This is a genomic window from Legionella stuttgartensis (assembly GCF_977063405.2).
The window spans coordinates 626,475-650,649 of the sequence record NZ_CDRUHA020000060.1 but is presented as its reverse complement, the minus strand read 5'-3'; the positions used below and the strand labels follow the sequence as shown (position 1 = coordinate 650,649).

Below are 24,175 nucleotides of genomic sequence, written 5' to 3'. Positions count from 1 at the left end.
TTCCTGGGTCATGCTGTGCTACACCCAGGTTATGTATTAGGGTCGATTATCCACTTCTTTGCGCTGACTAGGCATGAAGTCTTTTCGATCAAGCCCCATTGCTACTGCTAAAGCTCCCGCAACATAGATAGAGGAATAAGTACCTATCACAATACCAATGATCAATGCCAGAGAAAATCCATGAATGGCTTCACCGCCATAAATAAACAGAGCAACCACCACAAAGAGCGTCAACATGGACGTCATGATGGTACGTGATAAAGTTTGGTTAATCGAAATATTCATAATTTCTATAGAGCTGGCACGACGAATTTTCACGAAATTCTCACGCACCCTATCAAAAACTACAATGGTATCATTTAACGAATACCCAATGACTGCTAACAAACCCGCCAATGCCTTAAGATCAAACTCAATACCAAAAAAAGCAAAGATACCCAGGATCAACACAGGATCATGGACCAAGGCAACAGCAGAACTCACTGCAAGTCGGTATTCAAAACGCATGGCAATATAAATCATCGTTGCTAACAAAGAAACAACGACAGCCAGGGCTCCTTTAGTCGCTAGCTCTTGCCCTACTTGTGGCCCAACAAAATCGACTCTTTGTTTTGCGGCCCCAGGCAGAGCACTCATGACCTGATCAACCAAGCGAGCCTGTTCTTTGTCTTCTCGAGGAGCAATACTAATTAATACATCTTTAGAAGTACCATAGCTCACTACCTGAGCTTCCTTAAATCCTGCCTTACTCAAGCTTTCCCTGATTGAAGGTAAATCTGCAGCAGAAGAATATGAAACTTCTATTTGAGTTCCACCCGTAAAATCAAGTCCCCACTTCAAACCATGAATCGCTAAAGCACCAATAGAAAGTACAAAGATCAATATGGAGAAGCTCGCCGTCCAACGACGAGCACCCATAAAGTCCACATTTGAATTTGGATTAAAAAATTCCATCTGAGCCTCGCCTTAAATACCAATAGATAATTTTTTAACAGCCCTACCACCATAATACCAATTTACAATTCCTCGAGTGTACGTAATACCCGTTAACATGGAGGTCAGCAATCCTAAAGAAAGCGTTACAGCAAATCCACGTACTGGTCCTGTACCCACAGCAAACAAAATGATTGCTACGATTAAGGTAGTCACGTTTGCGTCAAGAATCGTAGAAAATGCACGCTCATATCCTGCATTAATTGCAGCCTGAGGTGATAATCCATGCCGCAACTCTTCGCGAATACGTTCATAAATCAGTACGTTAGCATCTACCGCCATACCTACCGTCAATACAATCCCGGCAATACCTGGAAGGGTTAAGGTTGCATCGATCACAGACAATAATGCACAAAGCAGAACCAAGTTAAGCAGCAGCGCAATATTAGCGATAAGACCAAAAAGACGGTAATAAACCAACATCAAGATGAGGATTAAGCCCATGCCAACTTGCAATGAAATAATACCTCTACGGATATTTTCTTTACCTAAAGTCGGTCCTACGGTGCGTTCTTCTATTGGATAGATCGCAGCAGGCAAAGCCCCTGCTCGAAGCAATAACGCCAAATTACTTGCTTCTTTACTATCAGTAAGGCCAGTAATTTGGAAATTATTACCCAAAGCATTTTGAATGACTGGAGCACTAATAACACGCTCTTCTCTATGAGTAACTCTTTTTTCCACTCCATTTACAGTTTGAATGGAATTTTTTGTTTCAACATAAACAATGGCCATACGTTTACCAATATTCTCGCGAGTTACTTTGGTAAACAAACTTTCCCCGCCCCCACCAAGTTGTATTTGTACTGCTGGAGTCGCTGACTGCTGATCATAACTGGAAACTGCTGAGGTAATTGAATCACCACTCAATACCACTTGTCTTTTTAACAGAATAGGACGTCCATCCATTATCAGTAACTTATCATTGACAGGAATAGCCCCAGTTTGTTTCGCAATTTGCGGGTCATTATCTTGATCTACCATATAGAATTGTAAGGTTGCAGTTCCACCAAGAATTTGCTTAGCACGAGCTGCATCTTGAATTCCAGGTAAGTCAACAGCTACACGGGTTGCCCCTTGTTGTTGCACTACCGCTTCACCAACGCCTAACTCATTAACTCGATTTCGTAAAATACTCATTGTTTGTTCAATGGTATTTTGACGGGTATTGTTTAACTCAACGGGTGAAATCGACACTAAAATTTCATTGCTTGTTTTACTTTTTACAAAAACAAGATCAGGGATTTTTTCCTTTAAGCCCAAATAGGCATTATTCATCGACTCGCTATCACGGAAATGTAAACTTACGCCTTTGTCTGCTACATAACGAATACCGGTATAACGAATACCAAGCTCTCGCAATTCTTGACTGATATTTTTCATTACCCCTTCATAACGACGGCTAATCACACTTTCCACGTCAACTTCTAACAGAAAGTGTACTCCTCCGCGTAAGTCAAGACCTTGTTTCATTGGGGCCGCACGAATAGAGTCCAACCATCTTGGTGTAGATGGAGCCAAATTCAAGGCTACAGTATATTGAGATCCCAAAGCATTCTTAATGGCATCGCGAGCTAACAACTGGGAATCAGTAGATGAAAATATAACTTCAACGGACTCACCTTGAGTGATGAGTGATTTATAAGATAGATTACCTTTTTTTAAGATATCTTCTACCTGGTTTTTTAGTTCATCATAATCCACAGGTGTTTCAGACGAAATTTGTACTACAGGATTTTCTGTATACAAATTGGGTATGGCGTAAATAAACCCAACCACTGCAATGATAATCAGCAGCAGGTTTTTCCATAAAGGATATTTATTTTGCATTTCCGTGTCCTGACCTTCTTAAAGCGATTTTAAAGTGCCTTTGGGCAATACTGTGCTCACAGCACCTCTTTGTATATTAATCTCGACACCTTCGGCAAGACTGATCTTCATATATTGCTCATCTAAACTAACTACTTTAGCTAATATACCGCCTGAGGTAATAATCTCATCGCCTTTCTTTAAGCGGCTTATTAAATCACGATGTTCTTTTGCTCTTTTGTTTTGGGGTCTTATAAGCATAAAGTAGAACAACACAAAAATAGCGGCGATCATAATGAGCGAAAAAGTTCCATCTGCTTGAGGCGCTGCTGTAGTCCCCGCTGCAGCTAGAGCATCACTAATAAAAAAACTCATATTGTCTCCTTTAATCTACTATTGATAATCGCGTGACATCATATAGCGAATTGGTCTTAAGGTAAATGAATCAACGCGGAAATTAAAACAGTTTTTCACAATAGTAGTTTTTATTTTGAACTATAATTTTCTATAAGCATTTAAAAGGGAATTCAAATGAACCAATTTAAGGTCTTTATTTTTTTATTTATAATGACCTATTTGCTATCAAGTTACTCATCGACAGTAATAAATCCCAATGCTGCAGATAATACCAAACAACCCACAGTCCTTATTATAAAAAAAGTACCTCTTGTCATTCACGGGAAAAAAACAGAAGTATTCAAAATTGAGCAACCCGATGGAACTTGGGGGTATCGTGGAGTACAAGGACAATACTTTGATACAATTGTTAAAAATACCACCGATAAACCAACAGTAATTCATTGGCATGGGTTAATTTTACCTAACTCACAAGATGGAGTGCCTTATGTAACGCAACTCCCAATCCCTGCAGGTGGTGAATCTCATTATCGGTTTAAACTACACCAATCAGGCACTTATTGGATGCACTCGCATTTTGATTTACAGGTTCAACGCTTTCTTTCCGCTCCATTTATCATTACCAACCCTAATGAAAAGAATAAAGAACACGATGTGGTTTTATTTCTTGCCGATTATAGTTATAAAAAACCTAAAACGCTGTTATATGAATTAAAAAACAAAGGATCTATGCCGCTAAAAGCAATGGATAGTATGAAGCAAAAAACACCCACGTATAACAAGTCGATTGACAATGCCTCTAAAGCTTCAAAACCTGATTTAAATGATGTGACTTATGATGCTTTTCTAACAAATTATCATAGTCTTTCTAATCCGGAAATTATTCCTGTCTCCAGCGGAGAAACAGTTCGACTCCGCATTATTGATGGCGCAGCAATGACTAATTTTTTTATCAATTTAGGCAAACTTACAGGCAAAGCAATTGCTGTTGATGGACAACCTATCCAAGAAATAGAAGGGAATCAATTTCAACTGGCGGTTGGACAACGTGTTGATATTCTCATCAAAATTCCTAAAGGTGAAGGCGCATATCCTATTCTTGCTCAAGGAGCTGGAACCCAACTGCAAACAGGACTCATTTTATCTACTCCAGGCGCTTCTAAAATAGCAGTTAGCGAAAAAGCACCTACACTCGCAGGTGGACTAAACAATGAACAAGAATTGAAAACCCACGCCTTATTTCCTCTTCCTGTAAAACAACCCGAACAAACCCTCACTGTTACTTTAGATGGCGATATGATGAACTATATTTGGAAAATGAATAATCAAGTCTGGCCTGATATTACTCCATTACGTGTTGATAGAAACAAACGAATTGAAATCGTTTTAATTAATAAAACGAATATGGCTCATCCAATGCACTTGCATGGCCATTTATTTGAAGTCACAGAGATTGATGGCCAATTACTTAAAGAGGGCCCCATGCGAGACACGGTTTTAGTTTTGCCTCATTCCATTGTCAAAATACAATTTGATACTGACAATCCAGGAAACTGGATGTTTCATTGCCATATGCTCTATCATGAGGCAACGGGAATGATGACTTTTATTAATTATAATGGCACCAAATTACCAGACTTCAAAAAAGATTATTTTCATAAATAAAAGTCCTTCTTCCATCACAATGATATTAAAATCTAGCGGCATTCAAGACCATGGTATCCTGAGGAGTCTAAAACCTAGGATCTCCTGATTTTTACTCATATCCCTTCTAGACATCCCTCACTACGCCTTGCAATTCACTTAAGTTTAACTTCATTTATAACAATACCCACGTCCCGCGGCTTGTCCGCGGGATCCAGGGATTGAGGTACTCAGCTCGCTTTTTCCTCGATGCTGCGAACAAGTCGAAACATATAGGGCTCAGTGGCTATCGAGGAAACTTAACCCGGGTTTAGTCCCCCCGGTGTTTATCTTACTCATAGAATCGAGTCCATTAGCCAAATGATAAACGCTACGAAACCCAGCCTTTTTTAATAACATCAGAGCGCGCTGACTTCTTTGACCTGATTGACAATAAATAAGGATGGGCTGCAAAGAATTTAAATCATTAAGGCGATCGGGCAATTCAGACAGTGGAATGAATAGTTCACCTAAATTATACCTATTATGTTCTGCCTCTGTTCTTACATCCAACAATAATGCATCGGGATATTGGTGCAAAAAGCTTGATAAATCATCCGATGATACTGCAAAAGACTGCAAGTCATAGGATGATACGCATTGAGTAAAAACATTTTTTTCCATTGCTTGACCGTAAACACAGAACTGACATTCTTTATTTTTTACCAAATGAATATTTTTCATTTCCATCGATAAAAAATCGATACACAGCAAACGATTCAATAGAGAAACACCACTTTGAGTTATCCATTTGATAATTTCTGTGGCTTGCAAAATTCCTAGCAAACCAGGGAGCGGTCCTAAAACCCCACCATTCTGACAATTTGCAACTGAATCAGGAATTACTGGAAACAAACAGTGTAAACATGGATTTTCTCTACCATAAAACAACGAACAATGACCTTGGAATTGGTATGCACTGGCATAAACGTAAGGTTTTTCCAAGCGATAGCAAATACCGTGGGTCAAATAACGGGTATGAAAATTATCCGAACAGTCAGCAACAAGATCATATTGTGAGATTATATCCTCAGCATTCTCATCATTTAAACGAACGTCATAAGCCTGAATGTTAATATTCGAATTCAATGCCTGCAATTTCATTTTTGCAGTGGTTGCTTTGAGTTGGTGGATGTCTTTTTCCTGATAAAGTATTTGACGATGTAAATTACTTTCTTCAATACGATCATCATCAATTATGCCTAAGGTCCCTACCCCAGCCCCTGCAAGGTAGGGGAGTAACGTCGCGCCAATTCCTCCCGCTCCAACACATAATACACGTGCTTTTTGAAGTTTTTCTTGTCCATGAAGGCCTATTTCTTCTAATTTTATTTGCTGTGCATAGCGCTTTAATTCGGATGAAACAGCCATATTGAGCCTCTCATTGTTCCATTAAACTCAAAAGTTTCAGCGTGGATTGCTGTGGATCTGCAGCTTCTGTAATTGCAGAAATAAGAGCAACACCTTCAACACCTGTAGCTACTACATTAGGCATACGCTCAATATTAATTCCCCCTATTGCAACTAAAGGATAATTTAACGTACGTTTCCAGCGCTGTAAGCATTCAATGCCTTGAGCTGCAAAAGACATTTCTTTGCTTGTTGTTGGAAAAACAGGTCCAATTGCAATATATGAAGGACGCAGTGCATGCGCTCGTGCGACTTCGTAGTAACAATGAGTACTCACTCCAAGCAAAAGCCCTTGTTTTCTAATTGCATCAAGATCTGCTGTATCCAAATCAGATTGACCTAAATGTACTGCTTCTGCATTTAACTCTAACGCCATTTCCCAGTAATCATTTATAAATAAAGTAGCCTGATGCTTTTTAGCCAAAGCAATACTTTGCCGCATCTCCTCTTCTAGCGTCTTTGTTTTTTCTTTAATTCGTAATTGGATGGTTTTTACCCCAAGATTCAAGAGCCTTTCTACCCAGGAAAATCGATCAACCACCGGATAAAGACCTAATCGATGACATGGCTTAAATGGTTGCGGCACTTCGTACAATGGTTTAGATGCAAGATAAGGTAAATCTGATTCATCCTCTGGAAAACCACCGTAATAAACACTCTTTTGTCCTCGACGTATTGCTTGATGTACATACATTTTACTAATGATTAATGCATCTTCAATTAAATGACCAAGAGCCAGTGCCCCAGTAATTGCCGCGGAGAGAATTGATCGAAGTTCTGGGTATTTTGCATCAGAAACACAATTTTGAGTCAGCCAAAAGCAAGTAGTACCATTGGTCCAATAATCATGCTGCCATGAGGAATTCTGGATAGGCGATCCTAGGAGAAATACACTTTTAGCACCAAGAGTTAGGAGTTTATGTGCCGCTTCTTGCATGGCTTGGTGTGTTCGGACCTGGCCATTTAAAATAAATTCAGTTTCACGTGTATTCAGCACCAAAACATCGGCAAAAGAAAATCCTGCGCTTACATTACTCCTGTTTTCTTCAGCATTTTTGGATAAAGATAAGTTAAAATCCCGAACTACAGGCCCCGTAAAATGATTGAGAATCTGAAAGTCCTCAGCAGAAAATCGATCTTCTATTTTGATCGCTGCAGGCTGACTTTCTTTATGAAATTGCAGTGTTTGCTCAAGACCCAAGCCGCGAAATGTTTGTCTATCTGCTTCATTATTAGTGTTGGTCCACACAATAGTCATAATGCAATCTCCTGATGCCAAAATGGCGTGTCGATTAAAGGAGTACACGATTGTGCCGTAATTCGTTCAGGCATAAGACCTGCTTCAAAAGCAAGGCGTCCTGCGATGACTGCATGTGAAAAAGCTTCAGCCATAGTCACTGGATGAATCGATGAAGCAACTGCACTATTTAACAGGACCGCATCAAAACCTAATTCCAAAATACGTGCTGCATGAGAGGGTTTCCCAATTCCTGCATCGACAATCAGAGTTACATCAGGTAATCGTTGCCGTAACGTCTCCAAAGCAAAAGGATTAAGTAATCCTTTTCCAGAACCGATAGGAGCGGCCCATGGCATCAAAATCCGACATCCGCAATCCACTAAACGCTGACATAAAACTAAATCATCAGTACAATAAGGAAACACTTCAAAGCCTCGTTTTACTAATTCGGTGGCCGCATGCAACAATTCGAAAGGATCGGGTTGTAAACTGTAATCATCTCCTATTACTTCCAATTTAATCCATGAGGTTTGAAATAATTCGCGTGCCATTTCGGCTGTAGTAATCGCAGTTTGCGCGTCACGGCAGCCCGCAGTATTAGGTAGTATATTGCAATCCAAAGACTGTATGGTTCGCCAAAATAAATCGCCCCCCATATCACAAGGCATTTGCCGTTTTAAAGACACCGTAATCACGTTGGTTTTAGAGGCTCGGACAGCATCAGTCATCACCTCAAGTGATGGATAGCCCGCTGTACCCAAAAGCAACCGACTTGTTATGGGTTTATCTGCTAAATACCACATAGCCTATCCTCCTTGCATCGGAACAATTAAATCAATACGATCTCCTTCACACAATATAGTTTTTGAAAACATATACTTAGGAACAAACTGATTATTTATTGCGACTGCTACATGTGCGGCAATACCTACTCTCTGCTCAAGCATTTCCTGTAAGATACAGGATGAATCAAGAGTGAGTGGTTTATCATTTATATAAACGATCATGAATAAGCCTCCCAAAGCTCAGGATAACAAATGTCTTTTTGATTGCTCTTTAATCCACGTAGAATTTCCTCTACTAATGCCGGAGCGATTAAATATCCATGCCGATAAAGTCCATTCACAGCAATAAATTGCGGGGCATATCTTATGCGGGGCTGATGATGCACTAAAGTCGGGCGACAATGGGTCACAGTCTTAATTACCCGGGCTTCAGCAAAACCTCGATGCACATAGTATGCCGCAGTTAATAACTCAAGTGTTGTACGCACTGAAATGGGACTGGAATCTTCTGTCTCTAATTCGCTGGCACCGATAAGGTAATAAGAATTAGGACGTGGTGCAATATAAATATTATACCGTGGATGCAAGAGACGGATTGGTCTTTTTAATTGAACATCAGGTGCATATAGCCAAAGCAGTTCTCCACGAAGCCCACGTAAATTTGGAAAAGTACTTTTCGCCCCAAGCCCCCTGCAATCAAAAACAAAATCAAATGGATATGACCTCCCTCCCATTTCTATCTTGCCTGGACTCACACCAGAAACAAAAGTATGATCTCGCCAGATTACACCGCACTGACACATATGTTTTTTAAGTGCCAGCAACAAGGTCTGATTATCAAGTTGTGCTTCTTTAGGAAAATAATAAGCCATTTTCAACTGATGCAGTTCAGGCTCCAGTTGGCTTAGTTCATTTTGAGTGAGTAACTGATAACAAGAATCACTTAATTTATTTACAATTCTGCCACTAAATTGTTGCCATTCTGCTTTATCTTGAGGATGGTGCACCACAAGGCATCCTTTTTGGCGAAAATACACGGGGTCAGCTAATTGATTTAGAATGGACTCCCATAAGCGGTCAACCGATTCCATTCCCAAATTAAAAATCACTTGGTCCGCTTTATCCAGTTCAGACATGGGTGCCAAAAGCCCTGCTGCTGCATTACTGCAATTATTAAAAAAACTTTCCGCCTCAAATAATGTCACTTGCCAACCATCATTTTGTAAACGTAAAGCCAATAAACACCCCATAATTCCAGCACCAACAACAGCAACATTTTTCATTTAATTAGAATCACTTTTCTCAATAGACGGAAGCCTGAGTGCAGTTGCATTCAGGCAATGCTCTTAATTTCACTCACTAACACAACACGCAATAGGTTCCAGCTCAGAATGAGGCATCTTAGGAAGAAACTCATTTGTATAACAAGCATTTACTGCAAAGGACTCATCGATAATTCCCAAATGCTTGCCGAAACGCCCTACTTTACTCCAATCACGTTCCACATTTAAAAGTGTCCGCGAGAAAAAAGGTAAACTACGGATGAAAATTGTATGATACATAGGGGTTCTTAATTGAGGTTTTGCCCTACATAAAAGTTCATAGGCTTCATCTGGATTTTCGGTGGTAAAGGCAGCTCCACGTTGAGTAGCATTGAGAAATCCTTTAAGAATTTCAGGTTGTTTTAACATGCGTTCTGGCACAATAAATTGAATGGAACAAAAGCAGCAGCAACCTAAGCCAGCAAGCTGATCGATACGCAGAAATACCGTTTCGCCTCGTAAATGCTCTAATTCAACTTTTTGAAAATTAATAAAACCAATGCCTGTATCAACAATGTCACGACAAATCGCATCAGTAACATTCATGCCAATGCGAACTGTTTCATAACTGGAAGGCTCAATTCCCGCTAACGTTGCCAAATTATCGATAATGATTTTACCAAACTCCCCAATGTAACCAACTCGTTTGCCAACAATATCCTGAAAGGAATTGATGCCACTGGATTTAAGCGCAATCAGACCTGTAGGAGGCTCATCCAATAAGGTACCAATTGAGGTAACAGGATAACCTTTTGCGCGAGCCGCTAAGGTATGAATCATGGCCTTGACCCCAAAATCAACATGGCCCATACCTACAATTTCAGTCACATCGCTTGGATCGCTGGGCTCTAAAATCGCGAGTTTTATACCTTCTTGTTGATAATAGCCTAATGCATGGGCCACAAAAATGGGGGTATGATAAGGGTTCGCATACCAATTAAGTAATAGGGTAGTTCTCGTAGATAACGCGCTCATGCCATAGCTCCTTGTATTAATTAATAAAATAGGATGGCTAAAGATATCGCGTTAAGACTTAATAGAAGAAATGAATCTGCATTCTGCGAACCGTGAATAACTTATAAAGACTACCCCACCATACGGTACAGAGTACTCTAAGAGATTAACTGCTCAAAAAACGAATACAGATTTAAGGCGTTCTTACGCTGGTATGAACCAGATCAAGTTCAACGGGTATTTCTCAGACGTTTATCACGACACCCCGCGCCATCAAATTGCCCGTAATGCTAGCTGGTATGGGAAAAACTGTCAAATATTATAAGAGGCCTCTCATCCGCTCTGACGAGTCCCTTCTCCCCCAGGGGGAGAAGGGAGGAAAATTGCTCCCTCCATGCATGGAAAGAATACCGCATGCCCCTCTCCCATTTATGGGAGGGGGCTAGGATGAGGGTAAAAAAATCCTCAACTCACCCCATAATTCTGCACATAAAACACATTATGCTGAATCAAAAATCGCTGACATAGCAAAGGAGTATGGTTCAATAAATGATGCAAATAAGCGCGAGTAAATTGTTGCGAACACGTAGGGCAAACACAATTCGCATCGATCAGTTCAAATTGCATCGCTGTTTTTGCATCCATTAGATCCACAGTGCCTGTATTACTATACACTCTTCCTTGCATTGCGGCTTGGGCTGGCTCATCCGTTTCAATAAATCCTATTTCCAGATGACGCAAACGTTGGATTAACTCAGCATCAAAATACCCCACTACATAACGAGGGATATGGGACCATTGTTCTAATTGAACCCAATTAGGCTCATTTAAAATCTTAAAATAAACCCCATGTGGTTTAATAACTGCGTGCTTTTCGAAATCATCACTATGAATAAAAGGGACAATTTTCTCATCCCAATTATCCCAAATTTGCGGGAAATCGCGCATGATATTTTTGGGTAAGAGTACTACATTAGGTTTAAGATGCTGAATCAGTTCGATGAGTTCCCACGAGGTCAATTTGACTCGAGAACCATCGTACGGAGACTTAAGAACATAAACTTTTTCTTTATTAGCAATGAGTGATGAGGCATTAATTACCATCATCCCAGGACATGCCAAATAATTCGCTAAATCAGATATTTTTTGAAGTACATCCCGACCAGGCTTATACAACAAACTTTCTAATGAATAGGATGCTGCAGTAACCTTTGCCTCTTGCCAATTTGCCGTTGTAAGACACAAACCTGCTTCAGAAGTTAAAACAGGTATAAAATTTTGTATTGCAGCCAACATTCCTGATCTCCTGATTTATAGCAATAAACTGGTGTCACCATAACTAAAAAACCTGTATCCTTTTTCAATTGCTTCTTGGTAAAGCATCATTGCTTGTTTATGGCCAATAAACGCTGAAACGAGCATTAATAAAGTAGACTCAGGCAAGTGAAAATTAGTCATTAATCCATCGCAAATCTTAAACTCATATCCTGGGTAAATAAAGATATCTGTGTCTTTGCTACATGGAGTTAGTATTCCATTTTGTACAGCACTTTCAAGACTACGCAAAGCGGTTGTACCTACGGCAATTACTCGATTTCCTGCAGCTTTTGTGGCATGCACTGCCTCACATAATTCAGGGCTAATTGTAAAGCGCTCACTATGCATTTTATGATCTTTGATATTATCACAACGAACTGGTCTAAATGTCCCTGCTCCTACATGCAAAGTAAGATAGGCTACAGAAACTCCTCTTGAACGTATGCTGGATAATACAAGCTCATCAAAATGCAAACCCGCTGTGGGAGCAGCAACAGATCCTTCGTATTTTGCATAAACTGTTTGATAACGATTCTGATCCAGAGTTTCATCATTACGGGTAATGTAGGGGGGTAATGGAATATGTCCTATTCCATTCAATAAATTTAAGACATCCATATCCGCTTGACAAAGAAATAAATCATCGTGTCTATCAATCACTTCAATTTCTTTATTTTGTTCCAACTTAATCTTTGAGCCAGCTTTTAATGCTTTACTGGCCTTAATATGAGCAAGAAATGTCGACTCACCAGTAATACGTTCTACCAATAATTCTACTTTTCCCCCAGTAGTTTTATGGCCATAGAGTCTGGCTGGAATTACCTTGGAATCATTCATAACCAATAAATCGCCAGGATTTAAAAAATCAGCTATTTCACGAAACTGGTAATGACCATATTCACCCTTCTTTCGATCATAGGTTAAAAGACGTGAGTCACTGCGATTAGCCAATGGATACTGCGCAATAAGCTCTGGGGGTAAATCAAAGTAAAAATCCTGTTTATTCATAGAGCAACCTGAAAATAAATTGCCGCTATTATACACGGATTACAACCATTCATCATCCCTGATGAATAAGAGCTGAATTACATTATATTAAGGGAAATTTCGTTACTCTTTTTTTCGCATAGTCACATCCACCTCAGGCGTAGGTGCTACATCCTTTATCAAGCGTTTGGCACTATACAACCATTTGAGCCTCCTATCGGGCTCCATAATCTTCTCGGGTGTAACCTCTTCGATTAATTTATTAAGCTCTCCTTTAACTTCAGAAGATATTGAGGAGTTCTTAATAACATTTTGTACTTTTTCTATATCCTCTTTCTTGGGGGCTTTTATTGTCAAAAACTCAAAATTTTCAACCATTTGCAAATAGCTTCCTTGTGGATTAGGTTTTGGAGTAGGTGTGTGAGTACCTAATATCCGTGTTTTTTGAGCTTGTGCATCGTTTAAACATTGCCCCATAGTCTCTCTTGCTTGACGCATCTCCAATCTTTGATTGACCAATACATCCCTTAATTTCAAATGTTTCTCTTTGCGCTGAATTTGGTTATGTAAATTTTCTTGTATTTTATCCATAAAATTAAAACGAGGGGTTTGAATACGTGCTTTTGTTTGATCAAAATTAAGTTTCGCTTGTAGCCAATCTTCTTCGGTTAAATTCGCAGGATCCACATCTTGTGCGATTAAAGCATATGAACCATCACTTTTTTGAATAAGACGTTTTTCATCCTCGGGTTTGATAATAAAGCGAGCCTGAGTAAAATCAAAAACTTGTTCTAATTGATCGTTAAGAAGTATTTTCTTGTTTCTCATAACTTTTAACGCAGAAGCCAATCCTCGTTCACGCAATTGCAACCCTTCAATTTCAGTGTCGAACTGTCCGAAATAAGTTTGTCGCGATTGAAGTTCCTGTATTTGAGCTCGAGTTTGTTCTAAAGCTAAACGAAATAATTCCTCATAATTCGTCACTGTTTGGCTCAGATGAACTTGATGAAAATTGAGTTCATGCTCAAGTACTTTAATGTGTCTACTAATGCGACGCTCCTCAATTTCTTGAGGCCTGCTCTCTTCGGAGTTTGTATTTTTATATATTCTCTCTTGTTCTTTAAACGCTTCAAGATCTTTCATTAGAACGGTTATTCTTCGTTCGGCAACAGTTGAAGGCGATTCTTTAGGTTGATTCAATATAGGGAGCTTTAAATAGGTATCCAATATATCAATATGAGCATGAAGTTCTTCGTGATAAGCGTTCATCCGCTGTTCTTCTACTTCAATCGTGGCCAATTCTGCTTCGATTTCTTCTAATTGATATTCCAATTGTTCCAGTTTTTCATCTAGAGCTTGAATGGTCTCAAGGTAGTAATAAATCATAGCATCTATAATTTCAATTGGTGATCGGACAAAAGTTGTTTCTTGGCTCGTCTCAGCATACTTCTCCTTTGTAAGTAATTTTTCCATTTCCAGTCTAACGAGTCGGTCCACATTTTTGGCCATAGCTTCCCGATCAGCGATTAACCCCATCAGAAGATAAAGTAACCGTTGCTTTTTAAGCAATTCCTCAGCATTTTGTTCTCTCTTAGATTGAATCTGTGCCTCTTCTTCTATCAGTTCTCGAGCTATCATCGTTAATGTAGCCCTCCCACCGGCTGATTTAAGAAAATCAAATACCTCTGAGGAATTTTTGAGTCCGAAATGTGAAAGAAATTGAGTAGTTAAATAAGAATTTGTTTCAGCTGTATTGAGGGCTCGATTTTTTTCTATATCTGTAAACCATTGTTCCAATCGACTCGAAATAAACTTTAGTTCTGTTCCATTTAACTCTTGCCCTATTAAAATAGTATGCTCGGGAATTCTCAATATATTAGAAGCCATATTAAAACTCCAACAAAGCACTATTAATGAAATTATAGGCTACTTAAGAGGAAAATGGCTTATGAGACAGACTACACCTCTAATCTCAAACAGAGCAAGTATGACTATGGGGCGAAATTTTAATTAAGAACTGAATGAGTATCTATTTCTTTTCTGATTTTTGGGTTCTGTAACCACGAACCCAAAAACCTGTAATTTACTTTTAATTGAAAAAGTCTTTATTTTTTTATACTTAAAGTATCAAAAGATGTCTGAGAATCTAAAAGATAGCTACCAGAAACGTCTGAAGAAGCTTTAGTATATAACTCAGAATAGATTGGTTCTACATCTTTTCGAGGGGTTTTAGAATTTTGGGGAGGAAAATCACTACTCATCTCAGTATAAGAACCTCTTATATCCAAGTCCACCTCATCCTGTTCTGTACTTGAAGATTTTGAAGTACGAGCATTGACCGCTAATTTAACGCCCATCCCAGCTAAACCACCGAGCAGTAAAAATGGTGACCAAAGTACCGCCCCTATAGATTTCATAACTCCTTTAAAACTCAATCCATCTTCGTTAATAACTCGTGATTTGATCATATCAAATACATTTTTATCGCTTTTGTAGCATTCTTTAGCACTAGAATACAAAGAAACCAAACCTAATGCGCCATATAAAACAAGTGCACCAATTCCAAAAGTTGCAACATTCAAACCAATTGCACCCGCAACACCCGCTCCTGCCACTCCTGCCGTAGTTAATGACGCGGCAGTAAAGCCCATAGTAAGCTTGAATATCAAGGCCAAAACAATAATAGGAAGGATGATCAAAGAACCTACGAGTACTCCAGTACCTCCAGAATAGTAATAATTCGAGCGATAACCGGGAGTAGAGACTACTGCCAACTGAGGAGAACGAGTTGTATGAACGTGAACTCGCGGATTATAGGATGTAGTAACAACAGGTGTATATGGTTGAGTTATAACACGAGGCCCCTGATGATGGTGATTATGAGCGCCCCCAGAATGAACACCAGTAGCTCGATCATGATTATGATGGTGAGTATACGACACTTTTATTCTCCTTTTGTTTTTATTAAATTCCAAACTTGAAGCAAGAAGTATAAAAAAGAAAACTTAAGGTTTTATTAAAAAAACAATGAATCTTTACAAAAAAATTACATTTCTTTACAAAGCTCACATGATGATTAAAAGAAAAACAGATAGTATCCAAATTACTCCACTCGCAACATACGGATGCTGATATCCTTTAAAACTTTTTCTTCGGGATATCACATCAAGAATAAGTACAGGGACTACGGAAAGAAAGGTGAGCATAAACACCAATACTAATGAGACCGCGCCCTTTTGAAAAGGCATTATACGCACTAAAAAATTTAATACATCTTGCAATATTTCATGCGCGTAAAATACTGCCCATAAAACCCAAAAATTAAAAGTGTAAATGAGCCAGGAGGCAGCAAACATAGGTATCAGTATTTTGGCACCTTTTATAGCAAAGAGTTTTTTAAAGGCTTTGATAAATTCTTCTGAAAAGAAAACTACAATAGAACTAAACAGAACAACCAAAGCTAATGTCAATAACATTTACCTGTCCCTTTTTTCAACATCTTCTAACACCTCCCAACGCTCATAAAGCTGGGATAATAACGTTTCATCTTCAGCCAACCCTTGATTTACTTTTGCAATCATCTGAGCATCTTGCTGGTAAAACTTAGGGTCAGCCATTTGTAATTGTAACTCCGCAATTTTTCCTTCCAATTTCTCAATTTTTTGTGGTAATTGCGCAAGCTCACGTTGCTCATTAAAACTTAATTTATTTGTGGCAGTAGTTCGTTTTACAATCGGTGCTTTTGTTGCCAGATCACGCTGTTGTTGTTTCTTATGCATTTTATATTCATCATAACCACCAACAAACTCATTAAACTGTCCTGCTTCTTCATAAACCAGAACACTGGTAACGACCTGATTAATAAACGCCCTATCATGGCTAATTAATATTAACGTCCCAGGGTAATCAGCTAACATACCTTCCAGGAGTTCTAATGTTTCAATATCTAAATCATTAGTAGGTTCATCCATCACCAACAGATTGACTGGTTTGGCAAAGAGTTTTGCGAGTAATAATCTGTTTCGTTCGCCACCAGAAAGCACTGAAACCGGTTGATTAAAACGTTCGGACGAAAATAAAAAATCACGCAAATAACTGGCTACATGTTTTTGTTTGCCATTGATCGTTACATAATCTGCCCCATCACCTACATTAAACATGACGGTTTGATCCTCATGTAATTGACGGCGTAATTGATCAAAATAAGCAACACTCAAGGAAGTACCAAGCTTTATCTGCCCAGAATCAGGCTGTAGTTCTCCAAGCAATAGCCGTACTAAAGTCGTTTTACCACACCCATTGGGACCAATGATACCAAGTTTATCCCCCCTACTCAGCAATAAGGACAAATCATGTAAAATCGTTTTATCCCCTAACCTGTAATTAACATGGTTTGCTTCAATGACTACTGAACCTGAACGAGTTACATCTAAGGAAAATGATTTGACCTTACCCAATTGATTACGACGCGCCTTATATTCTTCACGCAATGCTTTTAATGCACGAACTCGACCTTCATTTCGGGTTCGTCGTGCTTTGATTCCTGTGCGAATCCATACCTCCTCCTCAGCTAGCTTTTTATCAAATAAATCATTTTGCTTTTGCTCGCTTAGACGAATGGACTCTCTTCTGTCCAGGTATGTTTCATAATCACAATCGTGCTGGTATAGTTTCCCTCTATCAATTTCTACAATCCGATTGGATACTTGACTTAAAAATTCCCTATCATGGGTTACTAACAATACCGATCCTTTGAAACTTTTCAAATAAGATTCTAGCCATTCAATTGCTTCTATATCCAAATGGTTTGTCGGTTCATCCAATAATAATAAATCTGGAGTCGCGATCAGCGCAGCGCCTAAAAGCACGCGGCGTTTCATACCTCCTGACAGATTATTCATACGCTCACGGGTGTCTATGCCTAAACGACTGGCCATAGTCTCAATTTGTGGCAATTTATCCCAAGCATGTAAATTATCCATTTGTTGCTGACATGCGGCTAATTTATCCATATCGCCTAACTGGGATAATTCATTAAAACGGGATAAAACCTCACCTACTTCACCAAGGCTTTTTACTAGAAAATGATAGACAGACTCTTCTTCTGCGATTGGAACTTCCTGCGTTAATCCAGCAACACGCAATCCAGAAAGCTGATTGATTTGACCACTATCAGGAATCAGATCTCCCTGCAGAAGTTTAAGAAGAGTAGATTTACCTGCTCCATTTCGTCCAACTAATGCAATACGATCCTGAGGCTGAATCTGCCAATCTGCATTATCCAATAACTGATTACCCGCAATATTGAGGGACACGCTATGAAGGGAAACTATACTCATACACTAACTCTGACGTTAAAATATGTAGCCTGGATGAAGCAAAGCTCGGTTTTCTTATTATTGATTTCTCAGGTTACGGCTTGAAACTTCATCAAGGCTACTTGTAAATGAATTACTTCGAAGACAAAACCATTATACCATCCATCTCAACTTGAGCGCCACGTGGTAAGGCAGAAACTTCTATGGCAGCCCGTGCTGGATAAGGTGCCGCAAAATAACGGCTCATTGCTTCATTAATTAACGGAAAATGACGCAAATCAGTTAGATAAACATTCAATTTCGCTATTTGCGCCAAACTGCCGCCAGCAGCTTCACAAACTGCTGATAAATTTTCCAAAACCTGTGTAATTTGCAATTTAATATCTTCACTACATATTTGCATCGTTACTGGATCAAGTGGTATTTGTCCTGAAAGATAAACTGTATTGCCACACTGGATTGCTTGTGAATAAGTTCCAATAGCCTCAGGAGCCAATTTTGTATGTACAGGTTGCATTAATTATCCCCTTGTTTTTTTCTATAAAGACGCATGACTACTTTATTTGCTCGTAATCGACGCATAACACGAGCCAAATGCGTTCTATCCACAACACTAATTGAGAAAGTAACTGCATTATGCCGACCATCACGCGGATCTACATTAATATTACCAATATTTGATCCCGCTTCAGCAATGGCCGTTGCTAGTGCCGCCAATACCCCGCGTTCATTCACTACATCAACAGTAATATCAACCCAGTACTCGCCTTCAACTTTCTCATCCCAACGCAAGGCAACAAATTGTTCTGGATTGCTTCGTGAATTTTTTAAGGTCGCACAATCACTGCTATGAACTATAATTCCTCGACCTTGCTGGAATTTCCCTACAATATTATCACCAGGAATCGGCTGACAGCACTCACTAAAATGCACCACCATTCCTTCGGTACCCTTAATTGCCAATGGTCGTGTTTTAATTCCTTTATCTAACTCATTAGAATCTTGAGAAACCACTAATCTTTTGGCAATTACCATTGCCATTTGATTGCCTATACCAATCGCATAGAGTAGATCGTCCATCACTTTATAATGTAAGTCACTTAATAATGCCTGTAAGGATTCAGGTGGTATTTTAGCATAATCACTAGACAACTCATTTAATGATTGCTCAAGAAGTCGTTTTCCTAAGCTAATTGATTCGGTATTTTGTTGGCTCTTCAGAAAATGACGAATATTAGAACGGGCTTTTCCTGTAACAACAAAGTTTAACCATGCCGGATTAGGATGAGCTCCCTGTGCAGTAATAATCTCAACCGTTTGCCCATTAGATAAGGGGATGCTGAGCGGAACCAGTTTTCGGTTTACTTTCGCTGCGACGCAACTATTCCCCACTCCAGAATGTACTGAGTAGGCAAAATCAACCGGAGTCGCCCCTTTGGGTAATTCCATGATATGACCTTTAGGAGTAAATACGTATACTTCATCAGGGAATAAATCGATTTTGACGTTTTCGATAAACTCCAATGAACTCCCTGTACTCCGTTGCATTTCTAATAAACTTTGTACCCACTCTCTTGCGCGTAATTGTGCCTCATTTACTTCGAGACCGGATGATTTATAGATCCAGTGTGCCGCGACTCCATTATCAGCTACTTTATCCATATCTCGTGTACGAATTTGCACTTCCAGAGGAACCCCAAAAGGTCCGAACAAGGTCGTATGCAGCGATTGATATCCATTCGCTTTAGGTATGCCAATATAATCTTTAAATCGTTGAGGCACCGGTTTATAAGTACAATGCAAAGCACCTAAAATACGGTAACAAGAATCAATATCTTCAGTAATAACGCGAAAAGCAAAAACATCAGTAATCTCGGTAAAGGAGGCTTTTTTCTGACGCATCTTCTTATATATGCTGTATAAGTGCTTTTGTCTACCGAATACTTGTTCATAAGGAATATTCAACTGTGCCAAAGCCAGTTGTAAATCACGTTCAATCGTTTGGGTCAACTCACGTCGATTGCCTCGAGATTTTTCAACAGCTGATTTAATTGCTCTATAACGCATGGGATATAAAGCCTGGAATCCTAAATCCTCCAAGCCTACATAAATTGAATGCATCCCTAAACGGTTAGCGATTGGTGCATAAATTTCTAAGGTTTCTATGGCAATGCGTCTGCGCTTTGCATAAGGCATTGCACCAAGAGTTTTCATGTTGTGTAGTCGGTCAGCCAACTTAACGATAATTACGCGGATGTCTTTGACCATAGCCAAGACCATTTTACGGAAATTTTCCGCTTGCGCTTCAGCCTTTGATTCAAATTTGATTTTAGTTAGTTTGGTAACACCATCAACAAGAGAGGTAATTTCTTCGCCAAATTGGCGTGTTAAATCTTCTTTACTCACAGAGGTATCTTCAACCACATCATGGAGTAAAGTAGCCATAATCGTTTGATAATCAAGACGCATTCGGGCGAGAATCAGGGCTGCTGCAACTGGGTGGGTAATATAAGGCTCGCCAGAACGACGCATTTGTCCTTGATGCGCTTTCTCCGCGACCAAGTAGGCTTGGTAACATTTTTCTATTTGCGACTGCTCAAGATAGCATTTCAGCTCTTCATCGAGCTCCTTAAAGTAGCTCACGCAGTACTCCCTAGTATCTAACATGACCATACCCCTATACCCCTAAATTCACCCTATTAAGGCACCCTCGAATAATCACCATCCTCTCTATGATTCGTAGCTAGGGTGAACAAGCGGAATCCTGGAATTAGTTACCTAACCCAGGTCCGCTTCGCCCAGGCTATATAAATAGTATTAACTATTCTTTATCCAAAATTTCTGGGGTAATTAAACCTTCTGCTATTTCACGTAACGCCACTACTGTAGGTTTATCATTTTCCCATTCAACCATCGGTTGATCTCCTCGAACCGCAATTTGGCGTGCACGTTTCGTGGCTACCATAACCAGCTCAAATCGATTTGCAACATTCTTTAAACAATCTTCAACTGTAACTCGTGCCATAAATCATTCTCCGGTAGCAAAACCTTGTATTTTACTGCGATGACATTAGGAAAGAAAGCAATTTTGATTGTTTATTTATCTGTCGCTGAATACATAAGCGGTTTGCAATCACAATCGCCCCTAACTCCATCGCTGCTTTTTCAAAATTATCATTAACTATTAAATAATCAAATTCAGGATAATGACTTAACTCATCTTGAGCCTTTTTCATTCGGTCACTAACCACATCATCTTTATCTTGTCGTCTATTCAACAATCGTTCTCTTAAAACCTCCAAGGATGGTGGTACAATAAAAATACTCACAGCCTCAGGAAAAGAACGTCTAATCTGAGTCGCTCCTTGCCAATCTATATCCAGAACCACATCGATACCATTTTGCAAACGCCTTGCAATTTGCTCCATCGATGTTCCATACAAATGATTAAAGACTCGGGCATGCTCTAAAAAAGCACAATCATCAATCATACGCATAAATTCTTTTTCATCAGTAAAAAAGTAATCCACTCCATGTCGTTCTCCAGGCCGCATTGTTCGAGTTGTATGCGAAATGGATACCTCAATATCGTCCATGGTTTCGATTAACCTTTTTACTAAGCTTGTTTTGCCTCCCCCTGAAGGTGCTGCAACAATAAATAAATTACCGGAATAATCACCCACAATAGTACTCACTCAATATTTTGAATTTGCTCACGCATTTGCTCAATTAAAACTTTCATATCCACTGCACTCTTAGTCAATTCTACAGAGTCCGATTTTGAGCTGAGCGTATTCGCCTCCCTATTTAATTCTTGCATCAAAAAATCAAGACGTCTTCCTGCGATTTTATCGCAATTTAACGTCCGACTCACTTCATCAAGATGAGTCTGTAATCTATCCAATTCCTCGCTGACATCAATACGAGTCAAAATTAAAGCAATTTCCTGCTCCACACGTGACTCTTGAACTTCAAGTTTCACTGAGTGTAATCGGGTCAATAGTTTATCTTTTACTTGTTCTGTTTGCATTAATACTATAGATCGTGCGCGCTTAACTTCTTGACCTAAATCACTTAATCGTCCTTCTATATGTGCTTTCAATGCGCTCCCTTCTGTTACACGCATTTGTTTTAGCTGCTCAATCCCTCTTTTAAATAAAGAAATTGCGTGCTCCCCTAAAACATCCGCATCGGGCACACTCGCTTGCACCACACCAGGCCAAGATAAGACACGACTAACACCTAAATCATTCGGCAAATGATGTGATGCAGAAAGTTTCTCACTTAAATTAACTAATGCATTAACCATGCCTATATTTATAAGCATAGACTGATTATTAGAACTTGTGTCTTGATACTTAAGCTGACACTCCAATTTGCCGCGATTGATTACATCTCGCAACGCATGACGCAATTGAGGCTCTATAAATCGGAACGATTCAGGTAAACGAAATGAAACATCCAGATATCGATGATTAACTGATTTGATTTCCCAGCAAAAATGACCCTCTTCGATTTGCTGTTGAACTCGTGAGAAAGCCGTCATACTTTGAAGCATATAGAATACCAATGAATAAACCTTGCGCGAATATACCCCAATTTAAAGCAATTGGACAGAGACAAATCTCTTGATATTTACCTCAGTTTAGCAATTATCATGAACAATATTAAATCAATTTGACAATTAATTAAAGACCCCAACTTAAAAACCCATCGAAGCATGATATCCCGGATTAATATTTTTAACCCGGGATTAAAAATTATTTACTTAGCGAGGAACCTGATATGGATTTTGATTGCTGATGATGCGCCAACATCTCAGTCATTTTCTCATTCATCCAACTCATCAGTGTAACTGCAGACATAACCCGCAGACCGCGAGGAAATCCACCATTAAAAAAGCCATAAAGGCCATGTTCTGCACGGATCTTTTGAGTCGTTTTGAAAAAACCAGCAGGATTTTTAGCAATTGAAGACTGTTGGACTGTCTTTATTACATCAAATTTTTGTGACGCTACTGTTGCGCCTATTCCTGCAAATATACCTGCAAGTGAAGAAGCAGCAAAATCATTGGGGCAATACTCCTTAATTCTAACTTTCAATGCAGGAGTCACCGCCAAAAAAAATGTAGAAAACATCCCCTCTCGCAGCATCGTTGCCATCATTCCCGTATAAAGACGAGAGCATCCCCCCTGCCTCACCAAATGAGTTCCCGCTGAAATAAAGCTGGTTTTTTGATGGGTCATGATCATTTCAGTCGGGCAACTAATTGCAGCAGAACCAACCCCAGCAGCAAATGCACTCATCAGTTTTTGAGTATCAGACAATTCATATTTATTCTCAAAAAACCATTTTTGGAAAAAACGATTCAAACCTACTTGTACTGCAGTTATTGGGACCATGCTGGCGGCATTTGGCAATATACCTCGATACAATACTTGTGGATTTAGAGTAAAGGGTTCTCTTTTTTGCATTCGCGTCTTTATAGACCACAAAGGATGATCCACGAACACTTCAAAAGCCCCAGTAATACTTCCCGAGATGATGCTTTGAACTACACTTAGATTGTTTTTCTTTTCTTTAGGGCGCGTCTCGTCTTTATGCGCCTCAAATTTAGTTTGAGTCATAATATTCTCCAAAAGCGATGTTAAATTGTATTCATTACCCGCTCGCATCCTCCCTAGAGAGGCGCGGATAATTCACAAAGACCGCCCTAGGGAAAAAGGGGTAAGAAAAGAATCACTAATAAAGAAGAAAGATTTTGAGAAACAACTAAATCGCAGGCAAACAGCGAGCTTGCAGATAAATCTGCAGATAAAGCAACACGGTGTTCATGACTGCAACTGTACATAATGGACGCTTTTTTATAGATAGAATTCAAAATTACATGATGAATCAATATTAATCAATATGAATATAAAGAAAATTTTTGCATTTAATTAGTGCTCTGTGTGAATTATTCTCCTCTATAATGTTCAACATATTATTATCTCAATAAAT

At 39.2% G+C, this 24,175-nt stretch carries 23 protein-coding genes and 1 riboswitch; of the genes, 1 reads left to right on the top strand and 22 read right to left on the bottom strand.

Annotation, left to right across the window (positions count from 1 at the left end):
* Nucleotides 1-36: 36 nt before the first annotated feature.
* From secF to yajC, 3 genes are read right to left on the bottom strand one after another with little or no spacing between them, the layout of a single operon-like run.
* Nucleotides 37-954: a protein translocase subunit SecF gene (gene secF, locus ACWTEW_RS22180; RefSeq protein WP_454780683.1), complete on the bottom strand. Its 918-nt coding sequence runs from the start codon at nt 952-954 to the stop codon at nt 37-39.
* A 12-nt stretch (nt 955-966) separates the two neighbouring features.
* Nucleotides 967-2,823, bottom strand: coding sequence for a protein translocase subunit SecD (gene secD, locus ACWTEW_RS22175; RefSeq protein WP_454780682.1), 1,857 nt, complete (start codon nt 2,821-2,823; stop codon nt 967-969).
* A gap of 18 nt (nt 2,824-2,841) precedes the next feature.
* Entirely contained in the window at nt 2,842-3,177 is a 336-nt protein-coding gene (yajC, locus tag ACWTEW_RS22170; RefSeq protein ID WP_454780681.1) for a preprotein translocase subunit YajC, read from the bottom strand.
* Between the two features lie 156 nt (nt 3,178-3,333).
* Between yajC and ACWTEW_RS22165 the strand changes: the two genes are divergently transcribed.
* Entirely contained in the window at nt 3,334-4,824 is a 1,491-nt protein-coding gene (locus ACWTEW_RS22165; protein WP_454780680.1) for a multicopper oxidase family protein, read from the top strand.
* A gap of 258 nt (nt 4,825-5,082) precedes the next feature.
* On the opposite strand, the gene ACWTEW_RS22160 is transcribed toward ACWTEW_RS22165, so the two are convergent.
* The 19 genes from ACWTEW_RS22160 to ACWTEW_RS22070 form a co-directional block, all read right to left on the bottom strand.
* Complete coding sequence (locus tag ACWTEW_RS22160) at nt 5,083-6,213, bottom strand: ThiF family adenylyltransferase (RefSeq protein ID WP_454780679.1); 1,131 nt, start codon at nt 6,211-6,213, stop codon at nt 5,083-5,085.
* A 10-nt stretch (nt 6,214-6,223) separates the two neighbouring features.
* Entirely contained in the window at nt 6,224-7,510 is a 1,287-nt protein-coding gene (gene thiE / locus ACWTEW_RS22155; RefSeq protein WP_454780678.1) for a thiamine phosphate synthase, read from the bottom strand.
* The gene (locus ACWTEW_RS22150) at nt 7,507-8,295 is read right to left on the bottom strand and encodes a thiazole synthase (protein ID WP_454780677.1); all 789 of its coding nucleotides are present in this window, start codon (nt 8,293-8,295) and stop codon (nt 7,507-7,509) included. Before ACWTEW_RS22150 ends, thiE begins: the two co-directional genes overlap by 4 nt.
* A gap of 3 nt (nt 8,296-8,298) precedes the next feature.
* Nucleotides 8,299-8,499 (bottom strand): sulfur carrier protein ThiS, encoded by a 201-nt coding sequence (gene thiS, locus ACWTEW_RS22145; RefSeq protein WP_454780676.1) that lies wholly within the window; start codon nt 8,497-8,499, stop codon nt 8,299-8,301.
* The gene (locus ACWTEW_RS22140) at nt 8,496-9,560 is read right to left on the bottom strand and encodes an FAD-dependent oxidoreductase (RefSeq protein ID WP_454780675.1); all 1,065 of its coding nucleotides are present in this window, start codon (nt 9,558-9,560) and stop codon (nt 8,496-8,498) included. The genes thiS and ACWTEW_RS22140 overlap by 4 nt, the downstream gene beginning before the upstream one ends.
* 69 nt (nt 9,561-9,629) lie before the next feature.
* A complete protein-coding gene (locus tag ACWTEW_RS22135) occupies nt 9,630-10,574 on the bottom strand; it encodes an ABC transporter substrate-binding protein (protein ID WP_454780674.1) in 945 nt (314 codons plus the stop codon).
* 163 nt (nt 10,575-10,737) lie between these two features.
* Nucleotides 10,738-10,831, bottom strand: a riboswitch (TPP riboswitch).
* A gap of 187 nt (nt 10,832-11,018) precedes the next feature.
* Nucleotides 11,019-11,849, bottom strand: coding sequence for a queuine tRNA-ribosyltransferase (locus ACWTEW_RS22130; RefSeq protein ID WP_454780673.1), 831 nt, complete (start codon nt 11,847-11,849; stop codon nt 11,019-11,021).
* A gap of 15 nt (nt 11,850-11,864) precedes the next feature.
* Entirely contained in the window at nt 11,865-12,878 is a 1,014-nt protein-coding gene (gene queA, locus ACWTEW_RS22125; RefSeq protein ID WP_454780672.1) for a tRNA preQ1(34) S-adenosylmethionine ribosyltransferase-isomerase QueA, read from the bottom strand.
* Between the two features lie 102 nt (nt 12,879-12,980).
* Nucleotides 12,981-14,744 carry a hypothetical protein gene (locus ACWTEW_RS22120; RefSeq protein ID WP_454780671.1) on the bottom strand — a complete coding sequence of 588 codons (1,764 nt, stop codon included), beginning with the start codon at nt 14,742-14,744 and terminating at the stop codon, nt 12,981-12,983.
* Between the two features lie 218 nt (nt 14,745-14,962).
* Entirely contained in the window at nt 14,963-15,799 is an 837-nt protein-coding gene (locus ACWTEW_RS22115; protein WP_454780670.1) for a hypothetical protein, read from the bottom strand.
* 123 nt (nt 15,800-15,922) lie between these two features.
* On the bottom strand, nt 15,923-16,333 hold the full coding sequence (locus ACWTEW_RS22110) for a hypothetical protein (RefSeq protein WP_454780669.1): 411 nt from the start codon (nt 16,331-16,333) through the stop codon (nt 15,923-15,925).
* Nucleotides 16,334-18,196, bottom strand: coding sequence for an ATP-binding cassette domain-containing protein (locus tag ACWTEW_RS22105; protein WP_454780668.1), 1,863 nt, complete (start codon nt 18,194-18,196; stop codon nt 16,334-16,336).
* Between the two features lie 112 nt (nt 18,197-18,308).
* The gene (locus tag ACWTEW_RS22100) at nt 18,309-18,692 is read right to left on the bottom strand and encodes a RidA family protein (RefSeq protein ID WP_454780667.1); all 384 of its coding nucleotides are present in this window, start codon (nt 18,690-18,692) and stop codon (nt 18,309-18,311) included.
* The gene (gene spoT / locus ACWTEW_RS22095) at nt 18,692-20,818 is read right to left on the bottom strand and encodes a bifunctional GTP diphosphokinase/guanosine-3',5'-bis pyrophosphate 3'-pyrophosphohydrolase (RefSeq protein ID WP_454780666.1); all 2,127 of its coding nucleotides are present in this window, start codon (nt 20,816-20,818) and stop codon (nt 18,692-18,694) included. The genes ACWTEW_RS22100 and spoT overlap by 1 nt, the downstream gene beginning before the upstream one ends.
* 178 nt (nt 20,819-20,996) lie before the next feature.
* Nucleotides 20,997-21,200 (bottom strand): DNA-directed RNA polymerase subunit omega, encoded by a 204-nt coding sequence (rpoZ, locus tag ACWTEW_RS22090; RefSeq protein ID WP_010653170.1) that lies wholly within the window; start codon nt 21,198-21,200, stop codon nt 20,997-20,999.
* A gap of 31 nt (nt 21,201-21,231) precedes the next feature.
* Nucleotides 21,232-21,861, bottom strand: coding sequence for a guanylate kinase (gmk, locus tag ACWTEW_RS22085; RefSeq protein ID WP_454780733.1), 630 nt, complete (start codon nt 21,859-21,861; stop codon nt 21,232-21,234).
* A gap of 5 nt (nt 21,862-21,866) precedes the next feature.
* Nucleotides 21,867-22,733, bottom strand: a complete 867-nt coding sequence (locus ACWTEW_RS22080; protein ID WP_454780665.1) for a YicC/YloC family endoribonuclease — start codon at nt 22,731-22,733, stop codon at nt 21,867-21,869.
* Nucleotides 22,734-22,935: 202 nt separating this feature from the next.
* Nucleotides 22,936-23,802 carry an MC/SLC25 family protein gene (locus tag ACWTEW_RS22075; protein WP_454780664.1) on the bottom strand — a complete coding sequence of 289 codons (867 nt, stop codon included), beginning with the start codon at nt 23,800-23,802 and terminating at the stop codon, nt 22,936-22,938.
* An 86-nt stretch (nt 23,803-23,888) separates the two neighbouring features.
* Nucleotides 23,889-24,026, bottom strand: a complete 138-nt coding sequence (locus tag ACWTEW_RS22070; RefSeq protein WP_454780663.1) for a hypothetical protein — start codon at nt 24,024-24,026, stop codon at nt 23,889-23,891.
* Nucleotides 24,027-24,175 lie beyond the last annotated feature (149 nt).

Excerpts from the sequence above, each read along its gene's own strand:
- ACWTEW_RS22130 (WP_454780673.1), bottom strand. The coding sequence starts at position 11,849 with ATGTTGGCTGCAATACAAAATTTTATACCTGTTTTAACTTCTGAAGCA.
- ACWTEW_RS22160 (WP_454780679.1), bottom strand. The coding sequence starts at position 6,213 with ATGGCTGTTTCATCCGAATTAAAGCGCTATGCACAGCAAATAAAATTA.
- ACWTEW_RS22140 (WP_454780675.1), bottom strand. The coding sequence starts at position 9,560 with ATGAAAAATGTTGCTGTTGTTGGTGCTGGAATTATGGGGTGTTTATTG.
- thiS (WP_454780676.1), bottom strand. The coding sequence starts at position 8,499 with ATGATCGTTTATATAAATGATAAACCACTCACTCTTGATTCATCCTGT.
- ACWTEW_RS22150 (WP_454780677.1), bottom strand. The coding sequence starts at position 8,295 with ATGTGGTATTTAGCAGATAAACCCATAACAAGTCGGTTGCTTTTGGGT.
- ACWTEW_RS22110 (WP_454780669.1), bottom strand. The coding sequence starts at position 16,333 with ATGTTATTGACATTAGCTTTGGTTGTTCTGTTTAGTTCTATTGTAGTT.
- thiE (WP_454780678.1), bottom strand. The coding sequence starts at position 7,510 with ATGACTATTGTGTGGACCAACACTAATAATGAAGCAGATAGACAAACA.
- queA (WP_454780672.1), bottom strand. The coding sequence starts at position 12,878 with ATGAATAAACAGGATTTTTACTTTGATTTACCCCCAGAGCTTATTGCG.
- rpoZ (WP_010653170.1), bottom strand. The coding sequence starts at position 21,200 with ATGGCACGAGTTACAGTTGAAGATTGTTTAAAGAATGTTGCAAATCGA.
- ACWTEW_RS22165 (WP_454780680.1), top strand. The coding sequence starts at position 3,334 with ATGAACCAATTTAAGGTCTTTATTTTTTTATTTATAATGACCTATTTG.
- ACWTEW_RS22080 (WP_454780665.1), bottom strand. The coding sequence starts at position 22,733 with ATGCTTCAAAGTATGACGGCTTTCTCACGAGTTCAACAGCAAATCGAA.
- ACWTEW_RS22075 (WP_454780664.1), bottom strand. The coding sequence starts at position 23,802 with ATGACTCAAACTAAATTTGAGGCGCATAAAGACGAGACGCGCCCTAAA.
- ACWTEW_RS22105 (WP_454780668.1), bottom strand. The coding sequence starts at position 18,196 with ATGAGTATAGTTTCCCTTCATAGCGTGTCCCTCAATATTGCGGGTAAT.
- ACWTEW_RS22070 (WP_454780663.1), bottom strand. The coding sequence starts at position 24,026 with ATGTACAGTTGCAGTCATGAACACCGTGTTGCTTTATCTGCAGATTTA.
- secF (WP_454780683.1), bottom strand. The coding sequence starts at position 954 with ATGGAATTTTTTAATCCAAATTCAAATGTGGACTTTATGGGTGCTCGT.
- yajC (WP_454780681.1), bottom strand. The coding sequence starts at position 3,177 with ATGAGTTTTTTTATTAGTGATGCTCTAGCTGCAGCGGGGACTACAGCA.
- ACWTEW_RS22100 (WP_454780667.1), bottom strand. The coding sequence starts at position 18,692 with ATGCAACCTGTACATACAAAATTGGCTCCTGAGGCTATTGGAACTTAT.
- ACWTEW_RS22135 (WP_454780674.1), bottom strand. The coding sequence starts at position 10,574 with ATGAGCGCGTTATCTACGAGAACTACCCTATTACTTAATTGGTATGCG.
- secD (WP_454780682.1), bottom strand. The coding sequence starts at position 2,823 with ATGCAAAATAAATATCCTTTATGGAAAAACCTGCTGCTGATTATCATT.
- ACWTEW_RS22120 (WP_454780671.1), bottom strand. The coding sequence starts at position 14,744 with ATGGCTTCTAATATATTGAGAATTCCCGAGCATACTATTTTAATAGGG.